We start from the raw sequence: 20287 nt of genomic DNA, 5'->3' as shown, positions 1-20287 counted from the left end.
CCGCAACCAAATGGTCCCGTGGTGTAGTGGTTAACATGCCTGCCTGTCACGCAGGAGATCGCCGGTTCGACCCCGGTCGGGACCGCCATTTATGTTGGCTCGGTAGCTCAGTCGGTAGAGCAGAGGACTGAAAATCCTCGTGTCGGCGGTTCGATTCCGTCCCGAGCCACCATTTTTTTATGCCGGCTTAGCTCAATTGGTAGAGCAACTGACTTGTAATCAGTAGGTTGGGGGTTCAAGTCCTCTAGCCGGCATCCTTTAGGGGCATAGTTTAAAGGTAGAACTGAGGTCTCCAAAACCTCCAGTGTGGGTTCGATTCCTACTGCCCCTGTAAAAGTATATGGGCCTATAGCTCAGCTGGTTAGAGCGCACGCCTGATAAGCGTGAGGTCGATGGTTCGAGTCCATTTAGGCCCACCATATATATTCCGCAGTAGCTCAGTGGTAGAGCTATCGGCTGTTAACCGATCGGTCGTAGGTTCGAGTCCTACCTGCGGAGCCATGGCCCGTTGGTCAAGTGGTTAAGACACCGCCCTTTCACGGCGGTAACACGGGTTCGAATCCCGTACGGGTCATAAAAAAAGAGTCAGCATATTGCTGACTCTTTTTTATTGTGTATAATCCTCTTTTATCACCTTATTTTTCTGAAATAAATAAAGGGATTTAGGAAAAGCTATGGTATGTATTAAAAGGAGGAGATAAAAAATGACACGAGTTCGAGAACTTATGAGTACTCATATTGTACATTGTACACCATTAGACAATGTATATGAGGCTGCTGTAAAAATGAAGGAAGAATCGATTGGATTGATTCCTGTTGTTGAAAATGAACAAGTTGTTGGGCTTGTTACTGATCGAGATTTAGTTGTTCGAGGGATTGCTGAAAAACATCCTGGATCAAATAAAATTACAAATGTAATGACAACAAACATTGTTTCAGTTTCTCCAGATGATTCTATTGAAAAAGCTACAGAATTAATGGCACAGTATCAAATTAGACGATTGCCAGTAGTTGAGAGTGGTCAACTAGTTGGGATGCTAGCACTAGGTGATTTAGCTATAAGAGAATCAGCAGATGATCAAGCTGGAGTTGCTTTAAGCGAAATCTCGGAGCATACGGAATAAATTAAAAATTAAATTAGTGGGAATTTTAATAGCTACTAATAGAGATATAAATTATGTATAAAGTTCAGATACATTACTCTAGTATATATGGATTAAATTGATATGTTAGCGTGATGTATCTAGGGCATTATATAATAAGTATACAGTTAATATTTTCGACAGTTTTTTAACATTTGTCATTCCTAATTTTTATTAAGAGAAAAAATGATATACTGATAGATATAAGTATTATGAAAGTTTTGAATATAACAATATTCATTGTTAATGATGTAATAATGAGTTAATATTTCCAATGTAGATAAAGTGAAACTTTAATTAGTGGGAGTTTTGTCCATCCCCCAATGATTATTAGTTGAACCAATCGGGCTTTTACGGGCAGTTTTATCTCCGATCTAACTTCCGCGCATTCGCTGAATTTTGAGGTGGGAGTCTTACTGACCGCAAATAGCGGGATAAAAAGGGAAGGGGAATTATATGAGGGCTGTACAGGGCGATCCAAATTGGAATTTGGTTACAGATACATATATAGAACCAAATAATTTCGCTGCATTATTTTCTTTGCTTGTACCTTGTCACCCGAAAGGTGAAGGGAAAGAGCGAACTATATTAGTGTGGAAAGAAAAAGAATTTTATAAAGAAGAAAATGTAGCGGCATTTATCGTATATGGTATGAATAAAGTAAAGAATTTACCGCAGTTTCATAAAGATGAAATTCCAACTTTAGTACGTATCCTTCGTTTATGCCAAGAGATTGGTTGGTACGAAGAGGCAAACACTTTTATGATAGCGCAAGGGCTAGATGAATTTGTCCAAACTTCATTGGAATATGAAAAATGGGATCTTTTGACGCAAGCGGTTGCTTTGAACTACTTAATTATTAAATATCGTATTGGTGAATTAACAGATAAGGATGTAGAAATTTGGGATAGAGTTAAATTTAATGAAAAATGTATAAAAGATTGTAAACATTTATTATCCCATAAAGAAGTATTGGAATTTACGTTCTTTTATATGTGTAAGAGAGCAAAGCTACTGTCAAAAGAGCAGTTAAATAGTGATATGATGAGTCTAGCGATGTATTGTAATACTTTTGTGTATGATTTATATACACATGACTTATTACGAAAGTATCGCAAGTGTACAGACTTTCTATCATATTATGGACCGAGTCAAGTAGTTTTAGCTTGTCAAAGAGCTGTACTTTCTCAAATTTCAGATCGATTAGACCCATTAAAGACAACGCATGTAGATGATTATTTATATGTAATGAAAGAAATGATGGAACATATGACGATAGGGGTAATGGATCGTTATGGTCATTTTATCGGAAAGTTACTTTCTTATGTACCATTTTTCGAAATGATCCAAGTTCCACAGCATGCATATTATTGTGAAGAATTACTGTATATTTGTAAGGGCATTGAATACAAGGAAGAAATACTACGCAATTATATATTTATACAATTACATGATTGTTTACCATCATTCTTTAAACTATTTCTTAAAAATAAGCGTTATGCAACGATTCATGATATTCTTTTTTATTGGTGCGACGATGAACAAAGAATGAGCTTAGAGAAAAAATATAATCTTAGTTTTATTTATGAAAAATATGCTTGTGGATAAACAGTAATTTTTCATATAAAAAATTAATATAAATTAAAAAGGATCTCAAGTTTATGTGAGATCCTTTTTTGTTAGTAAAACAAGGAGAAAGTAACTAAGATAAGAAATAACATTCCATAAAGGAGAAGTTGTGCAGTATAACTTCCTTGTATACCAAAAAAAGTATTCATTTTTTTATATAAATTCAATATATATTTCATTGGATTATCTTTGAAATATTGGTACACAGTGTCTCCTCTTTCTAAGCTTCTTGTTCAAGTTTTTTGTTATTAGGGACATTAATGTATCTAGCTATGAATAATAAAATAGCCATAAAGAATACAGGAAGTACAGTAGATAAATAAAAGCCATTACTAATAACATTTGTTATAAGGGCACTTAATAGAAAAATAGCATTATAAATATGGGCAATTTTTTGTTTTAGTTGCACTTGAAATGATTCCATCATAATTTCTAAAGCAACAAAAGCAATGATAATAGATAAAAATACTGTGTTCGTATTATAAATGATTAAACAACAGATTAAACCTAAAAAGGCTAAGTATTCAATTAAGAGAGGTATATTGCGTGGCATACAATTTACCTAACTAAATATGGCAGTGGATTTACTGCATTAGTTTTTTCAAAATTCCATTCCCCATTATGTAATTCAAAATGGAGATGTTGTCCGTATGAATGACCTGTGTTTCCCATATGACCTACTAATTGCCCAGTTTGTACTTGATCCCCAGCTTGTACAGTACGATCTTTCATATGAGCATAAACGGTTGTATATAATTTCCCGTTTATTTGATGGGCGATGAAGACGACATTACCGTAACTAGCTGAATAATAAGATTTCACAACTTTACCTGCAGCAGCAGCTTGAATAGAGACGTTACCTTGTGCTGCAATATCTATACCATAATGCATTTGTTCCCAACGCATATCAAAGGTTGAGCTAACTCTTCCTTGAGTAGGGAATTTGAAAACTGCTGGAATTGCTGAAGATTGAGTTGTTTTAGCTTGTGATTGCGGTTGATTTTGATTTTGTACTACATAGTGTTTTGCCACATATCCGTATCCTGTACCAAAACGAATTTTATACCAAGTTCCTACAGTTTCTACTACTTGCACTTGTGTACCATTTTGTAATGAACCAAGTAGAGTACTACTTGTACTAGCATTACTACGTACATTAAGTTTTGGTGTTGCAACTGTGTACTTCGTATTATTTTGAACTGTAATTCCTTTTACTAAAGGCTGTGAGCCATTAGATATGAATGCTTTTTGTACATAACCTGTTTGACCATTATGTAAAATCTTATACCAGTCACCTTGCTCTCCTTGAATGGTAACAAACTTACCATTTGGTAATACATCTAAAATTGAAGATTCTAAATTAGGTTCAGAGCGAAGGTTTAATGCATTAGCATTGACGATGTATTGATTATTAGATTGAAGTTTGTTTTTTAGTAGAATAGCATCTTTTTGTACGTAACCTACTTTATTATTAACAGATACTTTATACCAATCATTCGTTGTTTCAAGTATATTCACTTTCGTATTAAAGCGGATTTTATCAATAGATGTGCTATTTGTATTGTCTTCTTTATGTAAAGCTGCTTGATCGACTTTGACATATCCAGTTTTAACATTAGATAATTGTTCAGCATTTGCTTTTTGTATATTTGTTTCTCCCATAGAAGGTAGTAAAGAAGCAATTGCGACAGTAGTTGCTGTTAGAGCAGTAGCTTTCATATTCATATAATAGAGACCTCCTCTAGTTGTATAGTTGTAATTTTATTATAGTATAAATATATAATATAGGGGGTGTATTCACATAAATGTAATATGAAATCAATATAAAAATAAATTTTTTGAGTATAATGATTCCTTTTTATCCAATTCATTAGGATGTTATTTTCTAAAATGGAATATAATTATTGTATAGTTCAATTATTTCATTGACAATTAAGAAAATTAAAACAGTTGATGATGTCTTATTACGGTGTTATACTGACAGTGATAATTTTATAGTTTGCTAGGAGAGCTGGTGTTGCCAGCTGAGAGTGGGCCGTAAGCCTTTGATCCTTTTTATTACCTGATCTAGATTATGCTAGCGTAGGGAAGCACTTCGGACACTAACAATGAGTCCCCGTTTCTTTGCGTATAGAAACGGGGCTTTTTTATTTGAAAATTTCATATTGAAACCACTAGGGGTGCTTGATGTGCTGAGAGAGGAATAATCCTTAACCCTTACAGACCTGATCTAGGTAATACTAGCGAAGGGAAGTGGAACAACGAATAAATTATCCTTTTATTTGCTGTAACCACTTCTTATATAGAGAAGTGGTTTTTTATTTAGATACACATATTGAAAGGGGAAATAGAAATGAAGTTTTGCGATAGATTATTAGAAACTGTGCAACCTGTTTGGGAGATGAGTCATAATCATCCGTTTGTAGTAGGTATGGGGGATGGTACGTTGGAAAAAGACAAATTCCAGTACTATATTATTCAAGATTATTTATATTTGTTAGATTATGCAAAGCTATATGCGATTGGTGTTGTAAAAGCAACGAATCCACAAGTAATGGGAAAGTTTGCTGAACAAATTGATGGAATATTAAATGGTGAAATGACGATTCATAAACAATATGCAAAAAGACTTGGTATTTCTGCACAAGAGATGGAATCTGCGAAACCATCTGCTAAAAATTTAGCCTATACAAATTACATGATGTCTGTATCTCAAAATGGCACACTTGCAGAATTAATAGCGGCACTTCTTCCGTGTATGTGGAGTTATTGGGAGATTGGAAAGCGTTTAAATGATATTCCTGGAGCGAGAGATCATGAGTTCTTTGGAGAGTGGATTCAAGGATATAGTTCTGAAGAATACGGTAACCTTTGTATTTGGTTAATAGATTTATTAAATGAAATGGCAGTTGGAAAACCAGAGAAAGAGCTAGACCGATTAGAGGAGATTTTCTTATATTCCAGCCGATTTGAATATTTATTCTGGGATATGGCTTATCGTAAGGAGATGTGGGGTTTTGAGGAGCAAGAACATACTACAGTTTCATAATGTTTCTTTTCATTATGATGAGAAACCAATCATCAATGAATTAAATGCTTCTATACAAGAGAAAGAATTTGTAAGTATTATCGGACCAAGTGGTTGCGGGAAAAGCACTTTATTTCGCCTTATTACGGGCTTAGAAGAGGCAAGTACTGGACAGATAGAGCTGACAGAAACAAAGAGTCATCCTGTAGGGTATATGCCCCAAAAAGATATGCTCTTGCCGTGGAGGACGATTATTGAGAATGCGGCTTTACCGCTAGAGTGCCAAGGTGTGCAGAAGAAAGAAGCGCAAGTAAAAGCGAAAGAACTGTTACATAAATTTGGTTTACAAGGGTACGAGAAAAAATATCCGAAAGATTTATCTGGTGGTATGAGACAACGCGTATCTTTTATCCGAACTTTATTAACAGGCGGGGAGATATTATTGTTAGATGAACCGTTTAGCGCATTGGATGCTTTAACGAAGGCATCTTTGCAAGAATGGTTGTTTGAACAATGGAAAGAGTGGGAAAAAACAATTTTATTTATCACTCATGATGTTGAAGAAGCGCTCTTCCTTTCGAATCGAATTTTAGTAGTGGAGAAGCAGCCGATAACGACATTGACTGAGCGGATTGTGCCGCTTGATCATAATCGAACACGAAAGGATTTATATAAACCGGACGTGTTAGCGCTGAAAGATGAGATTCTTAGTATGTTACAAAGGCAGGTACTTGTATGATGAACCGATTGAAAGAATTAGTTCCTGCCATTACCCTTTCTAGTATTTTACTCGTTATGTGGGAAATCGGAGCAAGAATTGTAGATGAGATGTACATTTTACCGTCACCGTCTGCAATTGTAATGAAGATATGGAAACTAAAAGATATATTATTTACGGTTCATTTACCGGCAACATTATACGTCGTTTTAATAGGTGTTGTTATTTCTGTCGTATTAGGCGTAGGGCTAGCAATGTTAATGAATGCGAGTACATGGATGGAAAGAGCATTTTATCCATTATTAGTTGCCTCACAAACGATTCCAATTACTGCGCTTGCCCCGCTCTTCGTTTTATGGTTTGGATACACAATCTGGAGTAAGGTTGTTGTTACCGTTTTAATTACGTTTTTCCCTATTGCAGTCAATACGTATGATGGACTGCGTAGTACGAAGAAAGAGTGGGAGGAGCTCTTAGTTACATATGGGGCAACGAAAAAAGATGTTTTTCTTAAGCTAAAGTTGCCCTCTGCTCTTCCGTACTTTTTCTCAGCATTAAAAATTGCAGTTCCGCTTAGTGTGATTGGGGCAGCAATTGGAGAATGGCTCGGTGCACAAGCTGGGCTTGGATATTTCAGTAAAAGGATGATGACCCAGTTAGATGGTGCGGGTGTATTTGCACCAATTGTATTGCTATCATTATTAGCTATTTTTTTCGTCATACTTATTTCTATGTTAGAGAAGAAATTCATTAGTTGGAGGAAGCATTCATGAAATTTTTAAAACGCATCTTTGTGTTTACATTATTAGTTGCAATGATTGCAGGGTGCTCAAGTAATTCAGCATCAGATAAGAGTAAAAAAGAGAAAGAAATAACGGTCATGCTTGATTGGTATCCAAATGCGGTGCATAGCTTTATTTATGCCGCAATTGAAAAAGGCTACTTTAAAGAAGAAGGAGTAAAGGTAAATATTAAATTCCCTTCTAATCCGACTGATCCATTAACGTTAGCTGCAGCAGGGAAAGTGACAGTTGGTCTATATTATCAGCCAGATGTTGTTATGGCCAGAGCAAATGAACAAATTCCAGTGAAATCAATTGGAGCTGTCGTACGTTCACCGTTAAATCATGTCGTATCGCTGAAATCAGCAGGCATTCAATCACCGAAAGATTTAGAAGGCAAAACAGTAGGTTACTCTGGAACACCTTTAAGTGAAGCGTATTTAAAAACGATGATAAAAGAAGATGGTGGTAATCCTGATACGGTGAAAGTAGTTGATGTTGGGTTTGATTTAGTGCCAGCATTAATTACGAAAAAAGTGGATGCTGTAACAGGGGCATACATTAACCATGAAGTACCTGTTATGCGTCATGAAGGCCATGAACCAGCGTACTTTAATCCAGCTGATTACGGAGTACCGAACTATCATGAACTTGTGTTTGTAACAGGTGATAAAACGTTGAAAAAAGATAAAGAAGCGCTGCAAGCCTTTTTACGTGGGGCGAAAAAAGGGTATGACTTTATGAAGAAAAACCCTGATGAAGCATTAAATATTTTATTAGATCATCAAGAAAAAGAAAACTTCCCACTTGTACCAGAAGTTGAGAAGGAAAGTATGAAAATTTTATTAGAGAAGATGGAAACGAAAGATGAGCCATTCTTATCAGATTCAAAAGAGTCATGGGAGAAACAAAATAAATGGTTGAAAGAAAAAGGGATGACGAAAGAAATCGTTCCAGCCGATGAACTATTCGAAAACATTTTAAAGTAGGCGAATGAATATGAAAAATGAGCTCCATGTAATCTCAAATGGTCACATGCCATTCGAAGAGTTAGTGAATGTAGCGATGCAAATTGAGAGTGAGATTGATTATTTGCATATTCGTGAGCGTGAGAAAAGTACGAAGGAATTATATGAAGGTGTGGAAAGTCTTTTAAAAAAAGGCTTTCCAGCATCTAAACTTGTTATAAATGACCGAATTGATATTGCTATTTTATTAAATATCCCGCGTGTGCAGCTAGGATATCGAAGTACAGATGTAAGGTCAGTGAAAGAAAAGTTTTCGTATTTGCATGTTGGTTATTCCGTCCATTCTTTAGAAGAAGCGATAGAGGCTTTTAAGAGTGGGGCTGACTCGCTCATTTATGGTCATGTATTCCCAACAGAGTGCAAAAAAGGTGTGCCAGCGAGAGGGTTAGAGGAAATTTCGGACATTGCAAAGAGCTTATCGATACCGATTATAGCTATTGGAGGGGTTACTCCTGAAAATACAAGGGATGTTCTTGCCAGTGAAGTAAGTGGAATTGCTGTTATGTCTGGAATTGTAAGTAGTAGTAACCCGTATAGCAGAGCGAAATCTTATAAGGAATCAATAAGAAAGTGGGCGGGAAAACATGTGTGAGAAGTATGATGTAGCGATTATTGGCGGTGGTGTAATTGGTAGTTCAGTTGCACATTTTCTAGCAGAAAGAGGATATAAAGTAGCAATTATAGAGAAGCAGAGAATTGCATCGGAAGCTTCGAAAGCTGCTGCTGGTTTACTTGGTGTTCAGGCAGAATGGGATGCGTATGACCCGCTATTTGAACTTGCTAGAGAAAGCCGTGCTATATTTCCACAACTTGCAGCAGTTTTACGTGAAAAGACGGGTATTGATATTGGCTATGAGGAAAAAGGGATATATCGCATCGCTCAAAATGAGGATGAGAAAGAGAGAATTCTTCACATTATGGATTGGCAGCAGAAAACAGGTGAAGATTCCTATTTTCTAACGGGAGACCATTTGCGAGAAAAAGAGCCGTTTCTATCCGAATCAATTATCGGAGCGGTATATTATCCGAAAGATGGTCACGTTATTGCACCAGAGCTTACGAAGGCACTCGCACATTCCGCAGCAATTTCTGGTGCTGATATATATGAGCAGACAGAAGTATTTGATATTCGTATTGAAAATAATAAAGTGACTGGAATTGTGACAAGCGAAGGTGTAATCACATGCGAAAAAGTCGTTATCGCTGGAGGATCATGGAGTACGAAATTGCTACATTATTTTCAAAGTGATTGGGGTACATATCCTGTTAAGGGGGAGGTTGTTGCAGTAAGAAGCAAGAAACCTCTTTTGAAAGCTCCTATTTTCCAAGAACGGTTTTATATTACCCCAAAACGTGGTGGCCGTTACGTAATTGGGGCAACGATGAAGCCTCATACGTTTAATAAATCTGTACAACCAGAAAGTATTACTTCTATATTAGAGCGTGCTTATACAATATTGCCGGCCTTAAAAGAAGCAGAGTGGGAAAGTACATGGGCAGGATTAAGACCGCAATCAAATCATGAAGCTCCTTATATGGGAGAGCATGAAGAAATAAACGGTTTATATGCTTGCACGGGCCATTATCGAAACGGTATTTTATTAAGTCCTGTTTCTGGTCAGTATATGGCTGATTTAATAGAAGGAAAGCAGAAAAATCACTTGCTAGATTCATTGCTTTCTAAAACGGTTTAGAAAGGGGATGGAAGTTTGAATTTAAAAATTAATGGTAACCAAGTTGAAGTGCCAGCGAGTGTGAAAACAGTAGCTGAGCTACTTACACATTTAGAGTTAGATAACAGAATTGTTGTAGTAGAGCGAAATAAAGATATTTTACAAAAAGATGATCATAGAGATACATCTGTTTTTGATGGAGACCAAATTGAGATTGTAACTTTCGTAGGAGGCGGTTGATTATGTTAAACATTGGACCATTTTCATTTCATTCTAGACTTTTATTAGGAACAGGGAAGTTCTCTGATTTTGATGTACAGCAAAAAGCAATTGACGTTTCTGAAGCTGAAATTTTAACGTTCGCAGTACGTCGTATGGATATATTTGATGCAAAACAGCCTAATTTATTAGAGAAACTTGATGTGAAAAAATATACGTTATTACCAAATACAGCAGGGGCAAAAAACGCTGAAGAAGCTGTTCGTATTGCAAAATTAGCAAAAGCGTCGGGGCTTTGTGACATGATAAAAGTAGAAGTAATTGGCGATGATAGAACGTTATTACCGGATCCAGTGGAAACATTAAAAGCATCTGAAATGCTACTGGAAGAAGGATTTATCGTTCTTCCGTACACATCTGATGATGTTGTATTAGCACGTAAACTACAAGAACTTGGCGTGCATGCGATTATGCCAGGAGCATCCCCAATCGGATCAGGACTTGGTATTGTAAATCCATTAAATTTAAGCTTCATTATTGAACAAGCGACAGTACCGGTTATCGTTGATGCAGGTATTGGTAGCCCAGCTGATGCAGCATTTGCGATGGAATTAGGAGCAGATGGTGTGTTATTAAATACAGCAGTGTCTGGTGCGAAAGATCCTATTAAGATGGCATACGCAATGAAATTAGGTATTGAGGCAGGGCGCATAGGTTTTGAAGCGGGTCGTATTGCACGCAAGCGTTGTGCAACAGCAAGTAGCCCTTTAGAAGGAATGAGCGTAGTTGAATAATCGATATTCTCGCCAAGAACTATTTTCTCCAATTGGAGAAGAGGGGCAACAAAAGCTAGGAAAAAAGCATGTACTTATTATCGGTGCGGGTGCATTAGGTAGTGCAAATGCAGAGATGTTTGTAAGAGCTGGTGTTGGTAAGGTGACAATTGTTGACCGCGATTATGTAGATTGGAGTAATTTACAAAGGCAGCAATTGTATGCAGAGAGTGATGTAGAGAATAATCTTCCGAAGGCTGTGGCGGCAAAAAAACGTCTAGACGAGATTAATAGTGAAGTAAGAGTAGAAGCTCTCGTTCAAGATGTAACAGCTGAAGAGCTAGAGGAACTCGTTACAAATGTTGATGTAATCATTGATGCGACTGATAATTTCGAAACACGTTTTATTGTGAATGATATAGCACAAAAACATTCTATTCCATGGATTTACGGAGCATGTGTAGGAAGTTACGGCCTATCGTACACAATTCTTCCTAGTAAAACGCCATGTTTATCTTGTTTATTACAATCGATTCCGCTCGGCGGAGCGACATGTGATACAGCGGGTATTATATCGCCTGCTGTATCTCTTGTCGTTTCTCATCAAGTAACGGAAGCTCTGAAACTGTTAGTAGAAGACTATGAATCGCTTCGAGATGGACTTGTGTCGTTTGATGTATGGAAGAATGAATATTCATGTATGAATGTGCAAAAGCTTCGTAAACATAACTGTCCTTCGTGCGGGGAGAATGCACTATATCCGTATTTAAGTAAAGAAAACACTTCAAAGACCGCCGTGTTATGCGGGAGAAATACAGTTCAAATTAGACCACCTCATAAAGAGGAACTGGATTTTGAACAATATAAAAAATTGCTGAATGATCGAGTGAATGATTTGAATGTAAATCCATATTTACTATCATTTTCTGTTGAAGAAAAGAGATTAGTTGCGTTCAAAGATGGCCGTGTACTTGTGCATGGAACGAAAGATATAAGTGAAGCGAAAACAATTTATCATCGCTATTTTGGATAAAAAAGGATGAGTGGGATGAAAGTGAATAAAGCTTTAACAATTGCAGGATCTGATAGCGGCGGTGGTGCTGGAATTCAAGCAGATTTAAAAACATTCCAAGAGCTTGGTGTGTACGGAATGACAGCTATTACGGCAATTACTGCTCAAAACACGCTTGGTGTGCAAGGGGTATATCCTGTTTCGTTAGAAGGTATTACGGAACAGCTGAATTCAATTGGTACGGATTTAACACCAGATGCTGTGAAACTAGGAATGTTATTTAGCAGTGAAATTATTCAAATTGTGGCAGAGCAGATTAAGAAATTTGGCTGGAATAATATTGTGCTAGACCCTGTTATGATTGCTAAGGGCGGTGCTTCATTATTACAACAAGAAGCAGTAGAGGCATTAAAAGAATACTTATTACCAGTAGCAACTGTTGTAACACCGAATGTTCCAGAGGCAGAAGTGTTAACTGGGATGGAGATTCATAACGTTGAAGATAGTAAGAAGGCTGCGAAAGTATTGCATGAATTAGGTGCTAAATATGTGCTTATGAAGGGCGGACATGCAGAATATCAAGGTAATGAAGTAATTGATTTACTCTTTGATGGAGAAGAGTTTATTGAGTTTAGAAGCGAGCGAATTCCTTCGAAACAAACGCACGGAAGCGGTTGTACATTTGCTTCAGCAGTTACAGCTGGACTTGCGAAAGGGTACTCGATTGAGGAGGCGGTTCAAGAGGCAAAACAATTTATTAGTATAGCAATTGAAGAGCCGTTGAATATTGGCAGTGGTCATGGACCGACGAATCATTTTGCGTATAAATTGAATAAGGCACAAGCATAAAGAATGGAAAGGCCAGTTTTATAACTGGCTTTTTTTGTTTACTTTTTCAAAATACAGGAGTAATATATCAGCCAGAATACATTTTTTGTAATACGCTGAGTCCAAATGTATGGAGCGGAGGAACCAATTTGTGCAGTGTCACTAGGGGTGAATCTTTCAATTTTGAAAGTAGGGCTACTCTCAAAGTCCGAATCCGACAGCTAACTTCGTAAGCGTCTTGAGAGAGGACGGTGCCATGATGGATACATCACTTCATCGGTCCGATTAGTATAGGGGAATATCAATCTACGTTTGAGTTCTTTTATGCTAAGGAGGATGAGGTACATGGAACTAACACTTATTTGTGTTGGAGAAGAGAACAAGATAAAGAGTTTAAGAGAGCTCGTAGCATTTCAGCATGAGTTAATTATTTTTACAGCAAATGAAAAGATAGCAGCTGAGGTTAGGGATTATGGATTCGAATCAGCTTATAGCTGTAATAAGGAGCAGGACTTCACTAGTATTTGTGAGCGGATTAAGAAGGTGATTTTGCTAGGGGATGAGCTTCCAATAGTTAGCTTCTTCGCAGAACGTATTCGCTTTTCTTTCCAAGCGCCTATTACTGTTGTTACAAGAAATAAACGATATCCAGCGAGGCTCTATGAAACGATTGGAGCTAAATTTGTCGTGTTTACGAATTGTGATAACATTTCTTTTTTATTTTTTGAATAGGGCGGAGGAGAGTGAATATGAAGGTGTTGTTACTAGGAGATATAGCGAATCGTTGGGCGGTATCGATAGAGAGAGTTGAAAAATTGATCCAGATTGATCCTCTTTTTCCAGGGCCATATATTATATTACCATCAAAAGATGTTTTGTATTTAGAGGCGGATATTACCGAATATGAGCAGTTACATGCCGAATTGACACAAGTGTATATTCGAGGGAGAAATTTACGTGCTTTTTTACGAGGAGAATAAATCTTGAAAGAAAAAGAGAGCGAATGTTAAGTGGACCTAAGGTGGGCGCTTATATACATTCGCTCTTCTTTTTCATATTAAAAAGATAATTTCTACGAAAAAGAAAGAAAAGACAAGAAAACAGATGAAAAAATATTAATAACACTCAATGTAAGCGTTTAAACGATAAAATATTTTCTTATTTTAGGTAATTTAGCTCTTTACAAGTGAAATAGAGAGGAGTATATTTACTCTCATAAATCATTCATGAAATTTCCAAAAAAAACCTAAAATCGCTGAGTTCCAGAAATGGAGCGGGGGAACCAATTTTGTGCATCGTCACTTGGGGTGAATCTTTCAATTTTGAAAGTAGGGCTACTCTTTAGGCCCGAATCCGACAGCTAACCTCGTAAGCGTTTAGAGAGGAGGTTTACTTTGTGTTGTTCGTTTAGAACACTAAGTAGAGCTTAGTGTTCTTTTTTTGATAACTAGATGGTAAATTTTAACAAAAATGAAGTGAGGGATAGCTATGTTAGATGTTGTAATGATCGGGACTTTTATTCTATTAGTTGCATCGATGGCGAGTCTTGCAAGTTGGTCAGATAAAGTTGTGAAGGAAGGAAAGCAATCATGATGATTGTCTTATCAGTTATTGTCGCAGCGATTACGGTGTATTTAGTATATGCATTATTAAATCCAGAGAAGTTTTAATTAGGGGGAATCATTCATTATGATTTGGGTTGCAGTCGTTATTACAATGCTCTTGTTTATTTTAGTAGCAAAGCCGACGGGGATTTATTTAGAGAAAGCCTTTCAAGGTAGCAAAACACTAGATAAAGTATTCGGGCCTTTTGAAAAACTTATTTTTAAAATTACGGGCGTGAAAGCATACAATCAAACGTGGAAACAGTACGCACTATCATTAGTTTTATTAAATGGATTTATGATTGTCGTTGTATATTTCATTTTTAGATTACAAGGTGTATTGCCATTAAATCCAGCACACATTGAAGGAATGGAGCCTACGCTCGCTTTTAATACAGCAATTAGTTTTATGGCTGATACAAACTTACAGCATTACAGCGGTGAAAATGGTTTATCTTATTTATCGCAATTAATTGGGATTACGTTTTTAATGTTTGCAGCACCAGCGACGACGTTAGCGATTGTTATGGCATTTATAAGAGGACTCGCTGGAAAAGAACTTGGTAACTTCTTCGTTGATTTTACGAGAGCGTTAACGAGAGTTTTTCTCCCAATTGCGTTTGTTGCGGCGTTAGTATTTGTTGCACTTGGTGTACCACAAACGTTAGACGGAGCAGTTACAGCACATACGATTGAAGGTGCAAAGCAAAGTATATTACGTGGGCCTGTTGCATCATTCGTTTCCATTAAGGAACTTGGAAATAACGGCGGTGGATTTTTCGGGGCAAATTCTACACATCCTTTCGAAAACCCAGGACAAATGAGCAATATTTTGCAAATGATGCTTATGATGTTATTACCAACAGCACTTCCATTTACGTACGGGCGAATGGTAGGGAATAAAAAGCAAGGACGTATCCTTTTCGTTTCACTATTTATGGTGTTTTTACTAGGGTTTATAACGATTACTACATCGGAATTAAATGGGAATCCAGCTTTAAATGGAATGGGTATCGAACATGTACAAGGAAGTACGGAAGGGAAAGAAGTACGATTTGGAACAGTATTTTCTTCACTATACGCAACAGTAACGACAGCTGCTGAAACGGGGGCCGTTAATACGATGCATGATACGCTAACACCAATTGGCGGTTTAGTTCCACTTGTAAATATGATGTTGAATACAGTATACGGCGGTGTTGGAGCGGGCTTTATTAACATTATTATGTATGCAATTATTGCAGTCTTTATATCGGGGTTAATGGTTGGAAGGACACCAGAGTTTTTAGGTAAAAAGATTGAAGGTAAGGAAATGAAATTAATTGCGGTAACGATTTTATTTCATCCATTGCTTATTTTAGGATTTTCGGCATTAGCTCTTTCAACAAGTTTAGGGACAGATGCCATTTCTCATTCAGGTTTTCACGGTTTAACGCAAGTTGTATATGAATACACATCGTCAGCTGCGAATAACGGATCTGGATTTGAAGGATTAGCAGATAATACACCGTTTTGGAATATTACGACTGGTTTAGTTATGTTTTTAGGGCGCTATTTCAGTTTGATTACGATGCTAGCTGTTGCAGCTTCATTGAAAGAGAAGACGGTTGTACCAGAAACAGTTGGAACGTTCCGTACAGATAATGGTTTGTTTGGAGGGATTTTCATCGGAACGATTGTAATTGTTGGAGCGTTAACATTCTTCCCGATGTTAGTACTTGGCCCAATTGCAGAATTTCTTACATTGAAGTAATGGAGGGTAAATGATGAGACCGGTAGTAGTAAAAGAAAAACAAGTAAATCAGTCACAAATACATGTTGTAGAAGATGAGGTTAGACAAGCGAAAACGATGGATCGTGATATCGTAAAACATGCGATGAAACAATCCTTTGCGAAATTGAATCCGAAAGTCATGATAAAGAATCCGATTATGTTCGTTGTGGAAATTGGGTTTATCATTACGTTAATTTTATCCTTTCTTCCAAGTAGTTCTAGTAGTGTACCAGGATGGTTTAATATAACAGTTTCTCTCATTCTATTATTTACAGTTTTATTTGCTAACTTTGCAGAAGCGTTAGCTGAAGGTCGTGGTAAAGCACAAGCCGATTCTTTGAAACAATCGAAGAAAGATGTGTTTGCAAATGTTGTAAAAGAAAATGGAGACATTGTTCAAGTTCCAGCAACTGATCTAAGAAAAGGTGACGTTGTTATTGTAAAACAAGGAGAAATGATTCCGAATGATGGTGAAGTTATTAAAGGGTTAGCGTCTGTAGATGAATCTGCAATTACAGGAGAATCAGCTCCTGTAATAAAAGAAGCGGGCGGTGATTTTTGCTCAGTAACAGGCGGAACGATGGTCGTAAGTGATGAGATTACGATTGTAATTACGAGTAACCCTGGTGAATCATTTATTGATAAAATGATTTCTTTAGTAGAAGGAGCTGCCCGCCAAAAAACGCCGAATGAAATTGCTTTAAATACAGTATTAACGAGTTTAACGCTTATTTTCTTAATTGTTGTTGTGACGTTACCGATTTTTACAAATTATTTAGGATTTCAAATTGATACAGCTGTACTTGTAGCGTTGTTAGTTTGTTTAATTCCAACGACAATTGGTGGTTTATTATCAGCGATTGGTATTGCCGGGATGGACCGTGTGACGAAGTTTAATGTATTAGCAATGTCAGGTAAAGCAGTAGAAGCTGCAGGTGATATTAATACAATTATTTTAGATAAAACGGGTACGATTACTTTCGGTAACCGAATGGCTCATACGCTATTACCTGTAGGAAATGAAACGATTGAGCAAGTAGGAAAATGGGCTGCGATTAGTTCTGTTTTAGATGAAACACCAGAAGGGCGATCTGTTATTGAGTATGTGCAAGTGAAATCTATATCGTATAATAGAGAACTTGCAGAAAAAGGTGAGTTTGTTCCGTTTAAAGCAGAAACGAGAATGAGTGGTGTTGATTTAAAAGACGGAACGAAAGTGAGAAAGGGTGCTGTCGGTGCCGTTATTGAATGGGTTCAATCACAAGGCGGAACGATTCCGAAAGATGTGAATCAAAAAGCAGATTTAATTTCAAAAGAGGGCGGAACACCACTTGTAGTTGCAGTAGACGATCGTATTTACGGTTTAATCTATTTAAAGGATACAGTAAAACCTGGTATGTGTGAACGCTTTGAACAATTGCGCCAAATGGGGATTAAAACGGTTATGTGTACAGGTGATAATCCGTTAACAGCAGCAACGATTGCAAAAGAAGCAGGGGTAGATGAATTCGTTGCTGAGTGTAAACCAGAAGATAAAATTGCGGTTATTAAAGCAGAGCAAGATAAAGGGAAGCTTGTAGCGATGACAGGTGATGGTACAAATGATGCTCCGGCATTAGCACAGGCTGACGTTGGATTAGCGATGAATAGCGGGACAACAGCTGCGAAAGAAGCAGCAAATATGATTGATTTAGACTCGAACCCAACAAAAATTATTGAAGTTGTAGGAATCGGTAAGCAATTGTTAATGACGCGCGGTGCGTTAACGACGTTTAGTATTGCGAATGATATCGCGAAATATTTTGCAATCATTCCAGCGATGTTTACACTTGCGATTCCGCAGATGGAAGCTTTAAACATTATGAAATTAACATCACCGCTTTCAGCGATTTTATCAGCGCTAATATTTAATGCTGTTATTATTCCGTTACTCATTCCGTTAGCGATGAAAGGTATTGCATATAAACCGATGAGCTCTAATGCATTGCTTAGCAGAAACTTACTCATTTATGGGCTTGGCGGAGTTATCGTTCCGTTTATTGGAATTAAAGTAATTGATATGATTGTCGGCTTGTTCATATAAGGGAGAGGGGAAAAAGATGGCGAAGAAGCAAAGTATACTATCACCAATTATCCGCATTACTTTTACATTTTTAGTTTTGTGCGGCCTTGTATATCCGCTTATTGTAACTGGTATTGCGCAAGCAGTAATGAAGGATAATGCGGATGGAAGTCTTATATATAATGATAAAGATGAAGTAGTTGGTTCAAAATTAATCGGTCAAAATTTCACAAATCCACGTTATTTTCATGGACGTGTCTCTAGTATAGAATATAAAGCAGAAGCATCTGGTTCAAATAACTATGCACCGTCTAATCCAGATTTAGCAAAACGAGTTGAGAAAAGTATTGAAGACTGGAAGAAACAAAATCCAACTGTTCCAGTTACAGAAGTACCAATAGATTTAGTGACGAATTCAGGTTCAGGGCTTGATCCTGATATTAGTCCGAAGGCGGCTTCTGTGCAGGTAGATCGCATCTCAAAATTAACGAATATTCCGAAAGAAACACTAGATCAGTTGATTAAGGAGCAAACAGAAGGCGCTGCATTCGGTTTATTTGGAGAAGATCGCGTAAACGTCTTAAAGTTAAATTTAGAATTACAGAAATTAATGAAATAGTAATAGTACTACCTCAATCTAACGGATTGAGGTAGCGTTGTTTTGAAAGAAAGGTTGTGAGTTTTTTGTATGCGGATGACTATAAACCAACGTTTCAAAGGCGAACACCAGAGGAATATTTAGAATATATTCGTCAGCAAAATCGCGGAAAGTTAAAGCTATATGTAGGGGCTGCACCAGGCGTAGGAAAAAGTTATAAAATGCTCTTTGATGCAAGAGAGATGAAAAAAGATGGTATGGATATTGTGATTGGTTTAATTGAAACACATGGGAGAATCGAGACAGAAGAAGCAATTGCTGATTTAGAGAAGATTCCTTTAAAAGAAATAGATTATAAAGGGAAAGTATTTTATGAGCTTGATGTGGAAGGAATTATAAAGCGGGCACCACAAATCGTTGTTGTGGATGAACTTGCGCATAGTAATATTCCTGGGTCTAAAAATAAGAAGCGTTATATGGATGTGCAGGAATTGTTAGATGCGGGTATATCTGTATTATCAGCATTTAATATTCAACATTTAGAAAGTGTTCATGACATTGTAGCTCAAATTACGAATGTAAAAGTACGAGAACGAATTCCGGATTTTATTTTGCAAAAAGCAAATGAAATTCAACTCGTTGATGCAACGCCCGAGGTATTAAGGAAGAGATTAATAGATGGAAAAATATATAAGGAAGAAAAAATTCAACAAAGCTTACAAAACTTCTTTACGCTTAATAATTTAGGAGCACTTAGGGAATTATCGCTTCGTGAAGTTGCAGATGATATGGATGAGAAAATTAGTCAAACAGTAATAGAGCCAATCGGTGTGAAAGAAAAAATTCTCGTTTGTGTGCAATACAGTTCAACAGCGGAGAAATTAATACGGAGAGGTTGGCGCATGGCGGATCGATTAAACGCTGAATTGTATGTGTTAAACGTTGAAAGAGAAAATATAGATTCTCTTTCAGTAGGAAAAAAGCAAACAATTGAAGAGTGGAAATCGCTGACGAATCAATTTGATGCGAGCTTTGTATTAGAAGAAGCGAAAGGAAGAAAGCCAGCAGATGTTATTATTGAAGTCGCGAAAAGACTACAAGTAACGCAAATTTTACTTGGGCAATCGGCGAGAACAAGATGGGAAGAAATTCGAAAAGGTTCTATTGTAAATGAAATTATGAGAGAAACGAAGTATATCGATATTCATATTGTGGCGGATCAAAGAGCTTAAAATAGAGGCTATCTTTTTTGATATGATCCCCTTATAGTAGACAGGAAAAAGAAAGCACATTAACCTGTTTACTATGGAGGGGATTTTTCTATGAGGAAAATTAGAGTCACTTACGATGTAGAATTTAAGAAAAAAGCTATAGATTTATACTTAAAAGAAGGCATGAGCTATAAAACTGTTGCGAA

Annotated in this window: 22 protein-coding genes, 7 tRNA genes and 4 riboswitches; of the genes, 27 read left to right on the top strand and 2 right to left on the bottom strand. The window is 36.9% G+C overall.

Annotated features, from left to right (window positions below; translation table 11 throughout):
- The first annotated feature begins 12 nt into the window (after window positions 1-12).
- The 9 genes from MR065_RS25240 (at window position 13) to MR065_RS25200 (ending at window position 2750) form a co-directional block, all read left to right on the top strand.
- Window positions 13-88 (top strand) — tRNA-Asp (locus MR065_RS25240).
- An 8-nt stretch (window positions 89-96) separates the two neighbouring features.
- Window positions 97-172, top strand: a tRNA-Phe gene (locus MR065_RS25235).
- Window positions 173-181: 9 nt separating this feature from the next.
- Window positions 182-254, top strand: a tRNA-Thr gene (locus tag MR065_RS25230).
- Between the two features lie 6 nt (window positions 255-260).
- Window positions 261-331: transfer RNA gene (locus tag MR065_RS25225), tRNA-Trp, on the top strand.
- A gap of 11 nt (window positions 332-342) precedes the next feature.
- Window positions 343-419 (top strand) — tRNA-Ile (locus MR065_RS25220).
- A gap of 7 nt (window positions 420-426) precedes the next feature.
- A tRNA-Asn gene (locus MR065_RS25215) sits at window positions 427-501 on the top strand.
- Between the two features lies 1 nt (window position 502).
- Window positions 503-574, top strand: a tRNA-Glu gene (locus MR065_RS25210).
- Window positions 575-704: 130 nt separating this feature from the next.
- Window positions 705-1124 carry a CBS domain-containing protein gene (locus tag MR065_RS25205; RefSeq protein ID WP_242215468.1) on the top strand — a complete coding sequence of 140 codons (420 nt, stop codon included), beginning with the start codon at window positions 705-707 and terminating at the stop codon, window positions 1122-1124.
- A gap of 474 nt (window positions 1125-1598) precedes the next feature.
- On the top strand, window positions 1599-2750 hold the full coding sequence (locus tag MR065_RS25200) for a DUF3965 domain-containing protein (protein WP_242215467.1): 1152 nt from the start codon (window positions 1599-1601) through the stop codon (window positions 2748-2750).
- Between the two features lie 241 nt (window positions 2751-2991).
- Here the strand turns inward: MR065_RS25200 and MR065_RS25195 are convergent, their stop codons facing one another.
- Together MR065_RS25195 and MR065_RS25190 are read right to left on the bottom strand one after the other, a co-directional pair.
- Window positions 2992-3324 (bottom strand): hypothetical protein, encoded by a 333-nt coding sequence (locus MR065_RS25195; RefSeq protein ID WP_242215466.1) that lies wholly within the window; start codon window positions 3322-3324, stop codon window positions 2992-2994.
- Between the two features lie 5 nt (window positions 3325-3329).
- Window positions 3330-4496 carry an SH3 domain-containing protein gene (locus MR065_RS25190; RefSeq protein WP_242215464.1) on the bottom strand — a complete coding sequence of 389 codons (1167 nt, stop codon included), beginning with the start codon at window positions 4494-4496 and terminating at the stop codon, window positions 3330-3332.
- 269 nt (window positions 4497-4765) lie between these two features.
- Window positions 4766-4877, top strand: a riboswitch (TPP riboswitch).
- 60 nt (window positions 4878-4937) lie between these two features.
- A riboswitch (TPP riboswitch) is annotated at window positions 4938-5040 on the top strand.
- An 84-nt stretch (window positions 5041-5124) separates the two neighbouring features.
- Between MR065_RS25190 and tenA the strand changes: the two genes are divergently transcribed.
- From tenA to kdpDN, 18 genes are all read left to right on the top strand, one after another.
- The gene (tenA, locus tag MR065_RS25185; protein WP_242215463.1) at window positions 5125-5820 is read left to right on the top strand and encodes a thiaminase II; all 696 of its coding nucleotides are present in this window, start codon (window positions 5125-5127) and stop codon (window positions 5818-5820) included.
- Window positions 5789-6538, top strand: a complete 750-nt coding sequence (locus tag MR065_RS25180; RefSeq protein WP_242215461.1) for an ABC transporter ATP-binding protein — start codon at window positions 5789-5791, stop codon at window positions 6536-6538. The genes tenA and MR065_RS25180 overlap by 32 nt, the downstream gene beginning before the upstream one ends.
- Entirely contained in the window at window positions 6538-7290 is a 753-nt protein-coding gene (locus MR065_RS25175) for an ABC transporter permease (protein ID WP_088232483.1), read from the top strand. Before MR065_RS25180 ends, MR065_RS25175 begins: the two co-directional genes overlap by 1 nt.
- Window positions 7287-8288, top strand: a complete 1002-nt coding sequence (locus MR065_RS25170) for an ABC transporter substrate-binding protein (RefSeq protein ID WP_242215460.1) — start codon at window positions 7287-7289, stop codon at window positions 8286-8288. The genes MR065_RS25175 and MR065_RS25170 overlap by 4 nt, the downstream gene beginning before the upstream one ends.
- A 10-nt stretch (window positions 8289-8298) precedes the next feature.
- The gene (tenI, locus tag MR065_RS25165) at window positions 8299-8919 is read left to right on the top strand and encodes a thiazole tautomerase TenI (protein ID WP_242215458.1); all 621 of its coding nucleotides are present in this window, start codon (window positions 8299-8301) and stop codon (window positions 8917-8919) included.
- The gene (gene thiO, locus MR065_RS25160) at window positions 8912-10021 is read left to right on the top strand and encodes a glycine oxidase ThiO (RefSeq protein ID WP_242215456.1); all 1110 of its coding nucleotides are present in this window, start codon (window positions 8912-8914) and stop codon (window positions 10019-10021) included. The genes tenI and thiO overlap by 8 nt, the downstream gene beginning before the upstream one ends.
- A gap of 15 nt (window positions 10022-10036) precedes the next feature.
- Complete coding sequence (gene thiS, locus MR065_RS25155; protein ID WP_001049514.1) at window positions 10037-10240, top strand: sulfur carrier protein ThiS; 204 nt, start codon at window positions 10037-10039, stop codon at window positions 10238-10240.
- A 2-nt stretch (window positions 10241-10242) separates the two neighbouring features.
- Window positions 10243-11013 carry a thiazole synthase gene (thiG, locus tag MR065_RS25150; protein WP_002201724.1) on the top strand — a complete coding sequence of 257 codons (771 nt, stop codon included), beginning with the start codon at window positions 10243-10245 and terminating at the stop codon, window positions 11011-11013.
- Window positions 11006-12025 (top strand): thiazole biosynthesis adenylyltransferase ThiF, encoded by a 1020-nt coding sequence (gene thiF, locus MR065_RS25145; RefSeq protein WP_242215455.1) that lies wholly within the window; start codon window positions 11006-11008, stop codon window positions 12023-12025. Before thiG ends, thiF begins: the two co-directional genes overlap by 8 nt.
- Window positions 12026-12031: 6 nt before the next feature.
- Entirely contained in the window at window positions 12032-12853 is an 822-nt protein-coding gene (thiD, locus tag MR065_RS25140) for a bifunctional hydroxymethylpyrimidine kinase/phosphomethylpyrimidine kinase (protein WP_242215454.1), read from the top strand.
- 83 nt (window positions 12854-12936) lie between these two features.
- Window positions 12937-13084, top strand: a riboswitch (cyclic di-AMP (ydaO/yuaA leader).
- 93 nt (window positions 13085-13177) lie between these two features.
- Window positions 13178-13564, top strand: coding sequence for a hypothetical protein (locus MR065_RS25135; protein WP_242215453.1), 387 nt, complete (start codon window positions 13178-13180; stop codon window positions 13562-13564).
- 17 nt (window positions 13565-13581) lie between these two features.
- Entirely contained in the window at window positions 13582-13812 is a 231-nt protein-coding gene (locus MR065_RS25130; RefSeq protein WP_098539573.1) for a hypothetical protein, read from the top strand.
- Between the two features lie 263 nt (window positions 13813-14075).
- Window positions 14076-14221: riboswitch (cyclic di-AMP (ydaO/yuaA leader) on the top strand.
- Between the two features lie 99 nt (window positions 14222-14320).
- Window positions 14321-14425, top strand: a complete 105-nt coding sequence (locus tag MR065_RS25125) for a SipW-dependent-type signal peptide-containing protein (protein ID WP_098252362.1) — start codon at window positions 14321-14323, stop codon at window positions 14423-14425.
- The gene (gene kdpF / locus MR065_RS25120; protein WP_000973728.1) at window positions 14422-14502 is read left to right on the top strand and encodes a K(+)-transporting ATPase subunit F; all 81 of its coding nucleotides are present in this window, start codon (window positions 14422-14424) and stop codon (window positions 14500-14502) included. Before MR065_RS25125 ends, kdpF begins: the two co-directional genes overlap by 4 nt.
- Window positions 14503-14521: 19 nt before the next feature.
- Window positions 14522-16189, top strand: a complete 1668-nt coding sequence (kdpA, locus tag MR065_RS25115; RefSeq protein ID WP_242215452.1) for a potassium-transporting ATPase subunit KdpA — start codon at window positions 14522-14524, stop codon at window positions 16187-16189.
- 13 nt (window positions 16190-16202) lie between these two features.
- Entirely contained in the window at window positions 16203-18293 is a 2091-nt protein-coding gene (gene kdpB, locus MR065_RS25110) for a potassium-transporting ATPase subunit KdpB (RefSeq protein WP_242215451.1), read from the top strand.
- Window positions 18294-18309: 16 nt separating this feature from the next.
- Window positions 18310-18891 carry a K(+)-transporting ATPase subunit C gene (gene kdpC / locus MR065_RS25105; protein WP_242215450.1) on the top strand — a complete coding sequence of 194 codons (582 nt, stop codon included), beginning with the start codon at window positions 18310-18312 and terminating at the stop codon, window positions 18889-18891.
- 56 nt (window positions 18892-18947) lie between these two features.
- Window positions 18948-20102, top strand: a complete 1155-nt coding sequence (gene kdpDN / locus MR065_RS25100; protein ID WP_242215448.1) for a KdpD-like non-kinase potassium sensor — start codon at window positions 18948-18950, stop codon at window positions 20100-20102.
- The last annotated feature ends 185 nt before the right edge of the window (window positions 20103-20287 follow it).

The organism is Bacillus cereus group sp. BfR-BA-01383 (assembly GCF_022663495.1).
GTDB lineage: Bacteria > Bacillota > Bacilli > Bacillales > Bacillaceae_G > Bacillus_A > Bacillus_A cereus_AU.
This window is presented reverse-complemented; position numbering and strand designations above follow the sequence as displayed.

What these genes read in the sequence shown, in the direction of transcription:
- MR065_RS25205 (WP_242215468.1), top strand. Translation starts at nt 705, where the DNA reads ATGACACGAGTTCGAGAACTTATGAGTACTCATATTGTACATTGTACA.
- MR065_RS25200 (WP_242215467.1), top strand. Translation starts at nt 1,599, where the DNA reads ATGAGGGCTGTACAGGGCGATCCAAATTGGAATTTGGTTACAGATACA.
- MR065_RS25195 (WP_242215466.1), bottom strand. Translation starts at nt 3,324, where the DNA reads ATGCCACGCAATATACCTCTCTTAATTGAATACTTAGCCTTTTTAGGT.
- MR065_RS25190 (WP_242215464.1), bottom strand. Translation starts at nt 4,496, where the DNA reads ATGAATATGAAAGCTACTGCTCTAACAGCAACTACTGTCGCAATTGCT.
- tenA (WP_242215463.1), top strand. Translation starts at nt 5,125, where the DNA reads ATGAAGTTTTGCGATAGATTATTAGAAACTGTGCAACCTGTTTGGGAG.
- MR065_RS25175 (WP_088232483.1), top strand. Translation starts at nt 6,538, where the DNA reads ATGAACCGATTGAAAGAATTAGTTCCTGCCATTACCCTTTCTAGTATT.
- MR065_RS25170 (WP_242215460.1), top strand. Translation starts at nt 7,287, where the DNA reads ATGAAATTTTTAAAACGCATCTTTGTGTTTACATTATTAGTTGCAATG.
- tenI (WP_242215458.1), top strand. Translation starts at nt 8,299, where the DNA reads ATGAAAAATGAGCTCCATGTAATCTCAAATGGTCACATGCCATTCGAA.
- thiO (WP_242215456.1), top strand. Translation starts at nt 8,912, where the DNA reads ATGTGTGAGAAGTATGATGTAGCGATTATTGGCGGTGGTGTAATTGGT.
- thiG (WP_002201724.1), top strand. Translation starts at nt 10,243, where the DNA reads ATGTTAAACATTGGACCATTTTCATTTCATTCTAGACTTTTATTAGGA.
- thiD (WP_242215454.1), top strand. Translation starts at nt 12,032, where the DNA reads ATGAGTGGGATGAAAGTGAATAAAGCTTTAACAATTGCAGGATCTGAT.
- MR065_RS25135 (WP_242215453.1), top strand. Translation starts at nt 13,178, where the DNA reads ATGGAACTAACACTTATTTGTGTTGGAGAAGAGAACAAGATAAAGAGT.
- MR065_RS25130 (WP_098539573.1), top strand. Translation starts at nt 13,582, where the DNA reads ATGAAGGTGTTGTTACTAGGAGATATAGCGAATCGTTGGGCGGTATCG.
- MR065_RS25125 (WP_098252362.1), top strand. Translation starts at nt 14,321, where the DNA reads ATGTTAGATGTTGTAATGATCGGGACTTTTATTCTATTAGTTGCATCG.
- kdpF (WP_000973728.1), top strand. Translation starts at nt 14,422, where the DNA reads ATGATGATTGTCTTATCAGTTATTGTCGCAGCGATTACGGTGTATTTA.
- kdpA (WP_242215452.1), top strand. Translation starts at nt 14,522, where the DNA reads ATGATTTGGGTTGCAGTCGTTATTACAATGCTCTTGTTTATTTTAGTA.
- kdpB (WP_242215451.1), top strand. Translation starts at nt 16,203, where the DNA reads ATGAGACCGGTAGTAGTAAAAGAAAAACAAGTAAATCAGTCACAAATA.
- kdpC (WP_242215450.1), top strand. Translation starts at nt 18,310, where the DNA reads ATGGCGAAGAAGCAAAGTATACTATCACCAATTATCCGCATTACTTTT.